8 protein-coding genes, 3 tRNA genes and 3 rRNA genes are annotated in these 13,374 nt (G+C 43.1%); all 14 read right to left on the bottom strand.

Annotated features, from left to right (window positions below):
• Positions 1-39: 39 nt before the first annotated feature.
• Positions 40-111: transfer RNA gene (locus IE337_RS03545), tRNA-Gly, on the bottom strand.
• 7 nt (positions 112-118) lie between these two features.
• Positions 119-191 (bottom strand) — tRNA-Thr (locus IE337_RS03540).
• A 23-nt stretch (positions 192-214) separates the two neighbouring features.
• Positions 215-287 (bottom strand) — tRNA-Val (locus IE337_RS03535).
• Positions 288-291: 4 nt separating this feature from the next.
• A 5S ribosomal RNA gene (gene rrf, locus IE337_RS03530) occupies positions 292-408 on the bottom strand.
• A 96-nt stretch (positions 409-504) separates the two neighbouring features.
• Positions 505-3,421, bottom strand: a 23S ribosomal RNA gene (locus IE337_RS03525).
• Between the two features lie 273 nt (positions 3,422-3,694).
• Positions 3,695-5,272, bottom strand: a 16S ribosomal RNA gene (locus IE337_RS03520).
• Together the 16S, 23S and 5S rRNA genes with 3 tRNA genes alongside form the textbook arrangement of a ribosomal RNA operon.
• Positions 5,273-5,600: 328 nt before the next feature.
• Entirely contained in the window at positions 5,601-6,356 is a 756-nt protein-coding gene (locus tag IE337_RS03515) for an NADP-dependent (R)-specific alcohol dehydrogenase (RefSeq protein ID WP_057747170.1), read from the bottom strand.
• Between the two features lie 83 nt (positions 6,357-6,439).
• Complete coding sequence (locus IE337_RS03510) at positions 6,440-7,594, bottom strand: ArgE/DapE family deacylase (protein ID WP_191136790.1); 1,155 nt, start codon at positions 7,592-7,594, stop codon at positions 6,440-6,442.
• A gap of 117 nt (positions 7,595-7,711) precedes the next feature.
• The gene (gene trxA, locus IE337_RS03505; RefSeq protein WP_191136789.1) at positions 7,712-8,026 is read right to left on the bottom strand and encodes a thioredoxin; all 315 of its coding nucleotides are present in this window, start codon (positions 8,024-8,026) and stop codon (positions 7,712-7,714) included.
• A 215-nt stretch (positions 8,027-8,241) separates the two neighbouring features.
• Positions 8,242-10,635, bottom strand: coding sequence for an endonuclease MutS2 (locus IE337_RS03500; protein WP_191136788.1), 2,394 nt, complete (start codon positions 10,633-10,635; stop codon positions 8,242-8,244).
• On the bottom strand, positions 10,628-11,194 hold the full coding sequence (locus tag IE337_RS03495) for a CvpA family protein (protein ID WP_191136787.1): 567 nt from the start codon (positions 11,192-11,194) through the stop codon (positions 10,628-10,630). The genes IE337_RS03500 and IE337_RS03495 overlap by 8 nt, the downstream gene beginning before the upstream one ends.
• Complete coding sequence (gene zapA, locus IE337_RS03490) at positions 11,191-11,427, bottom strand: cell division protein ZapA (RefSeq protein WP_057747181.1); 237 nt, start codon at positions 11,425-11,427, stop codon at positions 11,191-11,193. Before zapA ends, IE337_RS03495 begins: the two co-directional genes overlap by 4 nt.
• 76 nt (positions 11,428-11,503) lie before the next feature.
• The gene (gene yihA, locus IE337_RS03485; protein WP_191136786.1) at positions 11,504-12,091 is read right to left on the bottom strand and encodes a ribosome biogenesis GTP-binding protein YihA/YsxC; all 588 of its coding nucleotides are present in this window, start codon (positions 12,089-12,091) and stop codon (positions 11,504-11,506) included.
• An 8-nt stretch (positions 12,092-12,099) separates the two neighbouring features.
• The gene (clpX, locus tag IE337_RS03480) at positions 12,100-13,356 is read right to left on the bottom strand and encodes an ATP-dependent Clp protease ATP-binding subunit ClpX (protein ID WP_243185604.1); all 1,257 of its coding nucleotides are present in this window, start codon (positions 13,354-13,356) and stop codon (positions 12,100-12,102) included.
• Positions 13,357-13,374: the final 18 nt, after the last annotated feature.

The raw sequence follows: 13,374 nt of genomic DNA, 5'->3' as shown, positions 1-13,374 counted from the left end.
GCGTTCCTTATAAGAATAAGGAACGCTTTTAAATCAGTAAGCGAACTACGGGATTCGAACCCGCGACCCCCACCATGGCAAGGTGATGTTCTACCACTGAACTAAGTTCGCAAGATAATGCCGACTAAAGGACTCGAACCTTCGACCCTCGCTTTACAAGAGCGATGCTCTACCAACTGAGCTAAGTCGGCCTAATAAGGCTTAATCTTACGAATGGACGATACAGGGATCGAACCTGTGACCCCCTGCTTGTAAGGCAGGTGCTCTCCCAGCTGAGCTAATCGTCCATATGCATTGCAACGTCCTATCCTCGCAGGAAGAGATCCTCCAACTACTTTCGGCGCTATTGAGCTTAACTTCTGTGTTCGGTATGGGAACAGGTGTGACCTCAATGCCATCATCACAACACGGTGTTGATGAGACTTACGTCTCTCAAAACTGAATCATATTATGTATCTTATTTTCATTTCATTAAATGAACCGTACACCAACGTTTTGTTCAACTTGGTTAAGTCCTCGAACCATTAGTACTAGTCCGCTCCATGCGTCGCCGCACTTCCACTTCTAGCCTATCTACCTTGTCATCTACAAGGGGTCTTACTTCATAAAGAATGGGAAATCTCATCTCGAGGCGAGTTTCACACTTAGATGCTTTCAGCGTTTATCTCATCCGTACATAGCTACTCAGCGATGCTCCTGGCGGAACAACTGATACACCAGAGGTACGTTCACCCCGGTCCTCTCGTACTAAGGGCAACTCCTCTCAAATTTCCTACGCCCGCGACGGATAGGGACCGAACTGTCTCACGACGTTCTGAACCCAGCTCGCGTACCGCTTTAATGGGCGAACAGCCCAACCCTTGGGACCGACTACAGCCCCAGGATGCGATGAGCCGACATCGAGGTGCCAAACCTCCCCGTCGATGTGGACTCTTGGGGGAGATAAGCCTGTTATCCCCAGGGTAGCTTTTATCCGTTGAGCGATGGCCCTTCCATGCGGAACCACCGGATCACTAAGCCCTACTTTCGTACCTGCTCGACTAGTCAGTCTCACAGTCAAGCTCTCTTGTGCCTTTACACTCTGCGAATGATTTCCAACCATTCTGAGAGAACCTTTGGGCGCCTCCGTTACCTTTTAGGAGGCGACCGCCCCAGTCAAACTGCCTGCCAGACACTGTCTTCCACCACGCTTAGTGGTGTGAGTTAGAGTGGTCATACAACGAGGGTAGTATCCCACCTGTGCCTCCATCGAAACTAGCGTTCCGACTTCAACGGCTCCTACCTATGCTGTACAAGCTGCACAAACACTCAATATCAAGCTACAGTAAAGCTCCATGGGGTCTTTCCGTCCTGTCGCGGGTAACCCGCATCTTCACGGGTCTTTAAATTTCACCGAGTCTCTCGTTGAGACAGTGCCCAGATCGTTACGCCTTTCGTGCGGGTCGGAACTTACCCGACAAGGAATTTCGCTACCTTAGGACCGTTATAGTTACGGCCGCCGTTTACTGGGGCTTCAATTCATACCTTCGCTTGCGCTAAGCACTCCTTTTAACCTTCCAGCACCGGGCAGGCGTCAGCCCCTATACGTCATCTTACGATTTTGCAGAAACCTGTGTTTTTGATAAACAGTCGCCTGGGCCTATTCACTGCGGCTCAGCTTTCGCTGAGCACCCCTTCTCCCGAAGTTACGGGGTCATTTTGCCGAGTTCCTTAACGAGAGTTCACTCGCTCACCTTAGGATGCTCTCCTCGACTACCTGTGTTGGTTTGCGGTACGGGCAGGTAAACACTAACTAGAAGCTTTTCTTGGCAGCGTGACATGGCGGACTTCCCTACTTTATTTCGGTCCTCATCATAACTTGTCCTTAAAGAGTCAAGCATTTAACTCAACTCAAGACTTGTTATTTAACCCAGCATATCCATCAGCTGGGATCCGTTAGCCTTCTGCGTCCCTCCATCGTTCAAACATGTTCACCTGGTACAGGAATCTCAACCTGTTATCCATCGACTACGCTTCTCAGCCTCGCCTTAGGTCCCGACTAACCCTGGGAGGACGAGCCTTCCCCAGGAAACCTTAGTCATACGGTGGACAGGATTCTCACCTGTCTTTCGCTACTCATACCGGCATTCTCACTTCTATGCGCTCCACCAGTCCTCACGGTCTGACTTCATCGCCCATAGAACGCTCTCCTATCGCGCCACTTACGTGGCACCCGTAGTTTCGGTGGTGTGTTTAGCCCCGGTACATTTTCGGTGCAGAATCACTCGACTAGTGAGCTATTACGCACTCTTTAAATGGTGGCTGCTTCTGAGCCAACATCCTAGTTGTCTATGCAACTCCACTTCCTTTTCCACTTAACACACACTTAGGGACCTTAACTGACGATCTGGGCTGTTCCCCTTTCGACAATGGATCTTATCACTCACTGTCTGACTCCCGGACATACGTGATTGGCATTCGGAGTTTATCTTAATTTGGTAACCCTAGATGGGCCCCGCACCAAAACAGTGCTCTACCTCCAACACGCTTCATTCCGAGGCTAGCCCTAAAGCTATTTCGGAGAGAACCAGCTATCTCCAAGTTCGATTGGAATTTCACCGCTACCCACACCTCATCCCAACATTTTTCAACATGTACGGGTTCGGGCCTCCAATGCGCTTTACCGCATCTTCACCCTGGACATGGGTAGGTCACCTGGTTTCGGGTCTACAACAACATACTTAAGCGCCCATTTCAGACTCGCTTTCGCTACGGCTCCGGTCTTTCCACCTTAACCTTGCATGTTATCGTAACTCGCCGGTTCATTCTACAAAAGGCACGCTATCACCCATTAACGGGCTCTAACTTCTTGTAGGCACATGGTTTCAGGAACTTTTTCACTCCCCTTCCGGGGTGCTTTTCACCTTTCCCTCACGGTACTGGTTCACTATCGGTCACTAGGGAGTATTTAGCCTTGCGAGATGGTCCTCGCGGATTCCGACCGGATTTCACGTGTCCGGCCGTACTCAGGATCCTACACGGGAGATTGCTTACTTTCGCATACGGGGCTATCACCCTGTCTCGCTCAGCTTCCCAGCTGATTCTGCTAATAAACAATTTTGTAACTCCACAATGGTAGTCCTACAACCCCAACATGCAAGCACGTTGGTTTGGGCTCTTCCGATTTCGCTCGCCGCTACTGTCGGAATCGATTTTTCTTTCTATTCCTGTTGCTAATGAGATGTTTCAGTTCACAACGTCTACCTTCAATTTAGCTATGTATTCACTAAATGATAACTTGTATAAACAAGTTGGGTTTCCCCATTCGGAAATCTCCGGATCAAAGCTTACTTACAGCTCCCCGAAGCATATCGGTGTTAGTCCCGTCCTTCATCGGCTCCTAGTGCCAAGGCATTCACCATGCGCCCTTAATAACTTAACCTATCAACTTGCGTTGATGATTCAAGTTTGAGTATTGTGGCTCAAAGGCCACAAGCGATTTAAACTAATTTAAAAAACTCAAAAAATTACGCGGTGTATTTTTTCGGCTCAATTTAATTATAATAATTAATTGAAATGAATTTAAAATTTAAATATGATTCAGTTTTCAAAGATCTAAGTCCTTGTAACCCGAAGGTTACAAGTCGTTGAGTGTAAACCACTCAAAACTGAATATCGTTTCAACGCAAATATGTAGGCTTCCGATTTTCCTTAGAAAGGAGGTGATCCAGCCGCAGGTTCTCCTACGGCTACCTTGTTACGACTTCACCCTAATCATCTGTCCCACCTTAGACGGTTGGCTCCTAAAAGGTTACCTCACCGGCTTTGGGTGTTACAAACTCTCATGGTGTGACGGGCGGTGTGTACAAGACCCGGGAACGTATTCACCGCGGCGTGCTGATCCGCGATTACTAGCGATTCCGACTTCATGTAGGCGAGTTGCAGCCTACAATCCGAACTGAGACAAGTTTTAAGAGATTCGCGTACCCTCGCGGGTTAGCTGCTCGTTGTACTTGCCATTGTAGCACGTGTGTAGCCCAGGTCATAAGGGGCATGATGATTTGACGTCATCCCCACCTTCCTCCGGTTTGTCACCGGCAGTCTCACTAGAGTGCCCAACTAAATGCTGGCAACTAGTAATAAGGGTTGCGCTCGTTGCGGGACTTAACCCAACATCTCACGACACGAGCTGACGACAACCATGCACCACCTGTCACTTTGTCCCCGAAGGGAAAGCTTCATCTCTGAAGTGGTCAAAGGATGTCAAGACCTGGTAAGGTTCTTCGCGTTGCTTCGAATTAAACCACATGCTCCACCGCTTGTGCGGGTCCCCGTCAATTCCTTTGAGTTTCAACCTTGCGGTCGTACTCCCCAGGCGGAGTGCTTAATGCGTTAGCTGCGACACTTAAGGGCGGAAACCCTCAAACATCTAGCACTCATCGTTTACGGTGTGGACTACCAGGGTATCTAATCCTGTTTGCTACCCACACTTTCGAGCCTCAACGTCAGTTACAGTCCAGAGAGCCGCCTTCGCCACTGGTGTTCTTCCATATATCTACGCATTTCACCGCTACACATGGAGTTCCACTCTCCTCTACTGCACTCAAGTTATCCAGTTTCCAAAGCACTTCCACAGTTAAGCTGTGGGCTTTCACTTCGGACTTAAATAACCGTCTGCGCTCGCTTTACGCCCAATAAATCCGGATAACGCTTGGAACATACGTATTACCGCGGCTGCTGGCACGTATTTAGCCGTTCCTTTCTGGTAAGATACCGTCACACACTGAACAGTTACTCTCAATGTCATTCTTCTCTTACAACAGTGTTTTACGAGCCGAAACCCTTCATCACACACGCGGCGTTGCTCCATCAGACTTTCGTCCATTGTGGAAGATTCCCTACTGCTGCCTCCCGTAGGAGTATGGGCCGTGTCTCAGTCCCATTGTGGCCGATCAGTCTCTCAACTCGGCTATGTATCATTGCCTTGGTAAGCCATTACCTTACCAACTAGCTAATACACCGCGGGACCATCTCTTAGTGATAGCAAGACCATCTTTTAACTAATAACCATGCGGTTATTAGTGTTATACGGTATTAGCACTTGTTTCCAAGTGTTATCCCCTGCTAAGAGGTAGGTTTCCCACGTGTTACTCACCCGTTCGCCACTCTTTGCAATGTCCATCGTCATATCTGAGCAAGCTCTTCAATTCAGTTGGACCACAAAGCGTTCGACTTGCATGTATTAGGCACGCCGCCAGCGTTCATCCTGAGCCAGGATCAAACTCTCATTTTGTACTTACTCCATAAATGAAGAAAGGTTTCAAAAGCTTGATATTACTCAATTTTTCTTTTTGTTGTTTAACAGATTGTTAAACGAATTTACTAGCGAATTGACTTCGCAAATGTTTGCACCAAATAAATTTGGTGACCCTACACATTTGTTTATATCGAAACGATATTCAGTTTTCAATGATCTACTTTGCTGTTTCTGTGAAAATGTTTTGCCTCAAACAACTTAAATAATATTACAGAAAAGGAACTCCTTTGTCAACGCTTTTTCTAAAAAAAATAAAAAAGATGCCACCTCATTATTGATAGCATCTTTTGAACTGTTTTAAAATTTATTGTGCTGTATATCCACCATCGACGACAAACTCAGAACCGGTAGCAAACTTGGATTCATCCGAAGCCAAGAATACACACATGTAAGCAATATCATCAGGCTCACCTAAGTGCCCCATTGGCGTCTTAGTACGTGCAGCCATCGCTGCTTCCATTGGTGTACCTTCAACCATTGGCGTCTTAATGTATCCAGGGTGAACTGTGTTGATACGAACGTTGTAATCGCTATTACTTGTATAAAGTGCAGCTGACTTTGAGAGCATACGAACCGCACCCTTAGTTGCGTTATAGGCAGGTAACATTGGATCCCCTACGAACCCTTCGATTGAAGACATATTGATGATAGAAGCCCCAGTTGCCGCATGCTTCATTCTTTGAACCCCTAGGCGCGTGCCATAGAACACACTATCCAGGTTAACAGCAACAGTTTTATGCCAGTCTTCTGTTGTCGCGTGTTCAATATCACCAGCTAAAGCAATACCGGCATTGTTAACTAAAGTCGTCACTGGACCAAAAAGCTTTTCGGTCTCATCAAAAATTTCAGTCCAACGTGCTTCATCAGCAACATCTTGTTGCAAGAAACGAATCTGATCAGGCGTTCCAATCTCGGCAGCAGCTTGCTCTCCTGCTTCAACTTTACGTGCCGTGATGACAACTTTGGCTCCTTCATTCACGAATTGCTTTGCAATTGCATAACCAATTCCCATACTTCCACCGGTCACAATAGCAACTTTTCCATTTAAACGATCAGACATATCTCGCACCTCTTATTGTGATTTATTTAACAAATTAAATTTTAGACCTTTTTCAGTTTTTTTCAAGTACAAATTTAAAGTGATTATTTTAGAACTTCAGTCATTAATTCTTGATACATCGTAACAAACTGGAGATACATGTCTTTATCACAATATTCATTAGCTTGATGTTGAACTAAAGGATTTCCTGGTCCAAACACAGCAAGTGGAAAGCCAATTGACTTATGTAAAAGCAACCGTGAAGCATCGGTTCCACCTGGTGCAGCAAGCACGGGAATATCATCATGGTTATGTTTCTTGGCAACCTGCTCAATCAATTGAATAAGTTTAGCATTTTTATCACCCTTAACTGGCTTGATATCCATAGTGTTCGCGACAGTGATGGTTCCTTGATGCGTTTGATTGAAACGTTCAACATGATTTTGAATTAGGTTGAATACGGCGTCATTGTCAAACTCTGGAGTAGTTCGAACATTGATTTGAGCTTCTGCATCGCCTGGAATCACATTAGGTTGTGTCCCTGCATTAAGCACATCTAAATTAAAGACCAACTTTCCCAAATCCTCATCAGCGCTTCCAGAGACTTCAGATTCAAGCCCTTGCTTAATATCTTGCCAGGCATCTACTAAGTTTTGTAAGGCGTTAATTCCTAAGTCCGGCATCGAACTATGTGCAGCCTTACCCTGCGCCGTTAGCGTAACATTTAGCTCACCTTTGTTTGCAAAGCCAACACGCAAGCCACTGGGTTCTCCAACAACCAATGCGTCAACGTCATCCATATAACCATTCGCTTCAAGTTCTTCAGAACCATTCATGCCCACTTCTTCACCAGCTGTGGCCAACAAGCGAATCGTTCCATTCAATGGTACTTGCTTCTCATGTAATGCAATCATTGCTAAGGCTGTTGCCGCAACCCCACTTTTCATATCGGTTGCACCACGTCCAAACATCTTATTATCTTTAATGGTTAAAGTAAGTGGATCAGTATCCCATTCACTTTTATCAAAATCAACAACATCCATGTGACCCGTAAAGGCAATCACCGGCTTACCTGAACCAATTTCTGCAACTAAATTAGCTCGATGCGCTGGATCAGATGAAAGTGGTAGAATTTCTGACTTAACCCCATGTTCATCAAACAAATGCTTTAAATATTCAGCAACGGGCAATTCGTTTCCGTTCCGACTATCAATATGAACTAAATCCGCTAATACTTGAATTTCTTCGTTATCCTTCATGTCATTACCTCCATTTATCTGAAACATCATTTCTTATTCTATTATATCACTTACTATATTTAATGAATTACTATTTATATATAAAAAAGAGCTGTCATCACTGACGGCTCTTTTAGCTTACTTTATATATTGATCTAAAATCTTGTTTAATTCATCAGCAGGGGTGTAGCCAGTAATACGATCAACAACTTCGCCATCTTTTTTGATTAACAAAGTTGGAATGGCTAATACACCAATCTCTTGGGCCGTCTTTGGATTTTCATCAACATCCATCTTATAGAAATTAACATCTGAACGCCCCTCAGCTACATGCTCAATCACTGGTGATTGCATCTTACAAGGACCACACCAAGTAGCCCAAAAATCAATCAAGTCAACGCCAGTGCTTGTCTTTTCATCAAATTCTGCATCTTTAATATCAGTTACAGCCATTGTGTTTACCTCGCTTTTTAGTTACTAAAAATAAGTATAGCACTTTGTCATATAAATGCAATAGGTAGCCGACTTAGTTATCCAATCACATCTACTAATCCCGGCATAAACACAACTCATTTATTAAAAAAATTTATTCTTACAAGGACAGTAACTCGCATCTCATAATTAACAAATAAAAAGCCTCTGCATTGCAGAAGCTTCACATAATCTAATTATGAAAATTCAACATAGGTTGCACCTTGGTCAGGTCCGGTAAACTTAAAGTCTTTAATGCCTCGATGTGATCGTAGGTATTCTTGCACACCTTGGCGAATTGCACCGGTTCCTTTACCGTGAATAATTTCCACTGAAGGCAAATTATTCAACATGGCTTGATCAATAAAGCGATCCAATTCACCCATTGCAGCATCGTATCGCTTACCACGCAAATCCAACTTTGCTGAAGCATGCATGCGATTTTGAGCCTGATTGGTTGAAACATGTTCCTTGCGCTTTTTATTAACCTTTTGCTTCGCAGCTCCAGACCCAGTACTAGTTGGTTGATCTTGACGGGTAATTTCGTCTTCAGCCAACACCATCTTCAAAATTCCCATTTGAATTTCATATTGATCATTCTTCAATTTACGTAATACATTTCCTTGTTGGCCATACTCATTAACCAGCACGGTATCCCCCACTTGAATATCATCATGCTTGGCCTTTTTAGCTTTTTTAAGAATACGGTTATTTTCCGCTGATGGTTTTTGCTCCATGGCATTCAATTCACCTTTAGCATCCATCAACTTGTTCTCTTTAACTTGAACACCATCTCTTTGCATCTTACGTAAGTCAGAAATGATGCGATCAGCTTTCTTTTTAGAATCAGCAACGATATGATTGGCTTCTTTTTTTGCTTCCTCAATCGTTCTTGCTTTTTCGTTATCTAACTTCTCTAACTTTTGATCATACTCATTCTTAACTTTTCGGTTTTCTAGAATCTGGTTCGATAATTGAACCTGTTGATCAAGAACAGCATTTCGACGCTCAACTAAATCTGCAATCATGTCATTCAATTCTTGAGACTCATCAGTCGCCATGTTCGCAGCATTATCAACAATGTTTTGTGGCAAGCCGAGTCGTTTTGAAATTTCTAAGGCATTTGATTGTCCAGGGATTCCCAACAAGAATTTGTAAGTTGGCTTTAATGAATCAATGTCAAATTCCATAGAAGCATTAATCGTGTCAACACGATTAAATCCATAAACTTTCAGTTCAGGGTAGTGTGTAGTTGCAACTGAGTATGCACCAGTTTCGCCCACCGCATCAAGAATCGCCATAGCTAATGCTGCACCCTCTTGTGGGTCGGTTCCTGCACCCAATTCGTCAAAAAGCACAAGTGAGTGTTCGTTTACTTTATCTAAAATATCGACAATATTAACCATATGCGAACTAAATGTTGACAACGATTGTTCGATTGACTGTTCATCACCAATATCTGCGAAGATATCTTCGAACACCCCAACGGTCGTGTGTTCATCTGTTGGCAAGAACATCCCTGACTGTGCCATCAATTGTAAGAGCCCCAGCGTCTTTAAAGTAATGGTCTTACCACCAGTATTGGGACCCGTAATAATAATAGATTGATAATCTTCGCCAATAATAATGTCGTTAGGCACCGCTTTTTGTTGGTCAAGTAATGGATGGCGCGCTTGTAACAGACGTACATCATTCGCCGCACTCACTTCTGGTTCAGTTGCCCGAATACTTACCGCGTAACGTGCCTTTCCATTTACAAAATCTAAATGTCCCAAAACGGTCGCATTGCTAAGCACATCATCAGCAACTGGCTTAAGCATTGCTGAAAGATCTTGTAAAATCTGTTCTTCTTGGTGATGTTCTTTAACAATTAACTCACGTAGACGATTGTTCATATCAACAACGTCAGCTGGTTCAATATATAATGTTTGACCTGTTTGTGACTGGTCGTGCACAACGCCACCAAATTTACTACGGTACTCAGCTTTAACCGGAATAACATATCGATCATTTCGCATCGTCACAATTGCGTCAGATAAGTACTGTGCAGATTTTCCACGCGTATAATCTTGCATTTTTTGACGAATATTATTTTCAGTTGAAGCAATCCCCTGTCGCGTACGATGTAATTCAGGCGACGCTTCATCAGTAACTCGACCATCGCCATCAATTGAAACATTAATTTGTTTCGTAACATCTGGCATTGTCACGAGTCTCTGATAGTACGGTGCTAAAGCTGTCATTGGATCATCACGATCTGCGACTAAGTTCTCAAAGAAAAGTCGAACTTGACCAGTCGTAAATAAAACACGCCCTACTTGGGCCAACTCAGTCCCACTTAATGCAGCATCAATCTTAACGCGTTTCATATTCTCTGAAACGTCGGCCAATTTAGGAATTGAAAGGCCACCTTCCCACCGCAGAACTTTAGCCGCATCAGCTGTTTCAGCAAGCCAAGTTTCCATTAGAGATTTGTCAGATGTTGGATGTAATTGATTAAGTTCCTTAATCCCGTTCTCCGTAGACAGGTACGGCTTAATTTGATCCTTTACCGTAGCATATTCTAAAGTGTTCAAAATTTTATTATTCACTAGTTACCTCCCCACCAGTTTGTGACACCCACATTTTATAGAGTTCGGATGATAAATAGGGTGTCTCTTTAATCATCCATTGAATTAAGTTTGAATCCATAATTTGATTGTGGTACCACGCAATTGGTAAATCTTGCGTAAAAACAAATAAGAAGAATAATTCTATATATATAAGTAATAGATAGACAATTCCGCCACCGAGTCGATTCAACGTTCCCAAAAAAGGGATTCGATTTACAAATTTAACGTGCCGTTCGACTCGACGAACAATCATAAATCCAATCATGGTTATCAAAGCAAAGGCCAAGCCAGCCGATAAAAATTCCGCCCGCTGACTAATCATATCTCCGGTACCAGATTCTTTTAACCAAGTAATATTGAAATGCTTAATTAGATTAGCATATAACCACTGGCCAAGCCCATGGCTGTACGTTAGCGCAATTATGAAAACTAAAAAACGTCCACCAAAGCGAATAACACTTCGCGCCAAACCATACATTTGACCTCGATAAAACGCAAGCATCAACGCAATGATCACTATTATGGTTAGAACGTTCATTCTGTTTTGCCCGCGTCTCGTTCAGTTTGCATATCTAGCTGATCAGAAATCGCATTAATTGCTAATAAAACGAGTTGGTCTTCAGCAGAAAGCGTTGGATTTGCTTCATTTAAGTGTTCTAATTGCTGGTTGGCAATTGAAAACACCGCGTCCATGTAAGCATCTTCTTTTGTACTCGTAATAACGACATCATGCGTTCCAATTTTTCCCTTATAACGTTTTTTATTGGCCATTTCATTTTCCTCTCTTTTTAAAGAAAAACACCTAAGACGATGAACTTGTCTTGGGTGCTTCAACTTTTATCACTGGTTAACCCATATGGGCTTCAATCCAATCCCACACTTGTTCTTTTCCATATTTGGTTTCTGACGAAAACATCTGAAAATCTGAAACAGTTGGACCAAAATCTAGTGCCTTTTTAATAACAGACTCTGCTTTATTCCACTTTCCACGTGCAATTTTGTCGGCCTTAGTTGCGACAACTAACACGGGAATTTCATAGTAAAGGAGCCAATTATACATATTAATATCTTCTTCAGAAGGTTCGTGACGTGCATCGACAAGTGAAATAACACCTTTCAACTCTTGTCGTTGAGATAGATATGTCTCAATCATCACGCCCCACTTTTCACGCTCTTTACGTGAAACTTTTGCATACCCATATCCGGGAACATCGACGAAGTACACTTCATCCTCGACGCGGTAGAAATTTAATGTTTGCGTCTTACCAGGTTGTGAAGATGTTCGTGCAAAAGCCTTACGATTAATCAAAGTATTGGTCAGTGAAGACTTACCTACGTTTGATCGTCCCACAAAAGCAATTTCTGGTAGCCCATCCTTTGGATACTGTTCTGGTCGAACAGCTGAAATTGTTAATGCAACATTATGAACTTCCATTTTTTCACCTATTTCTTTACGATCTGAGGTGCCACATGCTCATTTACGGTATCAGCGTCAATAATGACTTCCTTGATATCATCATGTGATGGCACTTCGAACATAATATCACGCATCGTTTCCTCAATGATCGAACGAAGACCACGCGCACCGGTCTCACGTTCAATTGCAAGATGCGCCATAGCACTAAGTGCATCAGACGTGAATTCTAAGTCAACGCCTTCCAAACGCATTAATTCTTGATATTGCTTAACCAACGCATTCTTTGGTTCCGTCAAAATTCGTACAAGATCTGATTCAGTTAATTCATCTAAAGCAGTCAGAATTGGTAAACGCCCAATAAATTCGGGAATCAAACCAAAACTCATCAAATCTTCTGGAAGGACCTGCTTCATGATTGAATCTTCAGACTCATTGAACTTAGCTGTCTTTGAATCAGTTCCAAAACCAACAACCTTTGCACCGACACGTTCTTTAACAATTTGATCGATACCAGCAAAAGCTCCACCAACAATAAAGAGAATATTTGTCGTATCAATTTGAATAAATTCTTGGTTAGGATGCTTACGTCCACCTTGTGGCGGTACATTAGCAATTGTCCCTTCTAGCATCTTTAGTAATGCTTGTTGAACACCTTCCCCAGAAACATCACGTGTAATTGAGACATTTTCAGATTTCTTGGCAATCTTATCAATTTCATCAATGTAGATAATCCCTTTTTCTGCACGCTCAACATCGTAATCAGCGGCTTGGAGTAACTTCAAAAGGATGTTTTCAACATCTTCTCCGACATAACCAGCCTCAGTTAAAGTCGTTGCATCAGCTATGGCAAACGGCACATTCAAAATGCGCGCCAAACTTTGTGCAATATATGTTTTACCAGAACCAGTTGGCCCAATCATGGCAATATTTGACTTTTGTAATTCAACATCATCAGCGTCATCATCATTGACGGCTTTATCCAGCATTGCATTAACACGCTTGTAGTGATTATACACTGCTACAGCCAATGTCTTCTTCGAATCGTCTTGACCGATTACATATTGGTCTAAATCGGCCACAATTTCTGCAGGTGACTTCAATGTTAGTTGTTGATTTTCAGCGTCCAACTGTAAATCTTCCTTGATAACATCTTCTGCGAGCTCCACACATTCGTTACAAATGTATACACCTGGTCCGGCAATTAATTTCTTTACTTCGTTTGATGACTTACCACAAAAAGAACAGTAAGCAACACCAGTTGTTTCATCGGTAGAATTAAACACACTCCCACCTCCTATATT

The organism is Weissella viridescens (assembly GCF_014789145.1).
In the GTDB taxonomy this organism is placed as follows: Bacteria; Bacillota; Bacilli; order Lactobacillales; family Lactobacillaceae; genus Weissella; species Weissella viridescens.
The sequence above is the reverse complement of the archived record's forward strand: the minus strand, read 5'-3'. Positions and strand labels throughout refer to the sequence as shown.

Bases quoted from the DNA above. Each gene is read 5' to 3' on its own strand.
- yihA (WP_191136786.1), bottom strand. From the start codon at position 12,091: ATGGAAGTTCATAATGTTGCATTAACAATTTCAGCTGTTCGACCAGAA.
- IE337_RS03495 (WP_191136787.1), bottom strand. From the start codon at position 11,194: ATGAACGTTCTAACCATAATAGTGATCATTGCGTTGATGCTTGCGTTT.
- IE337_RS03515 (WP_057747170.1), bottom strand. From the start codon at position 6,356: ATGTCTGATCGTTTAAATGGAAAAGTTGCTATTGTGACCGGTGGAAGT.
- zapA (WP_057747181.1), bottom strand. From the start codon at position 11,427: ATGGCCAATAAAAAACGTTATAAGGGAAAAATTGGAACGCATGATGTC.
- trxA (WP_191136789.1), bottom strand. From the start codon at position 8,026: ATGGCTGTAACTGATATTAAAGATGCAGAATTTGATGAAAAGACAAGC.
- IE337_RS03510 (WP_191136790.1), bottom strand. From the start codon at position 7,594: ATGAAGGATAACGAAGAAATTCAAGTATTAGCGGATTTAGTTCATATT.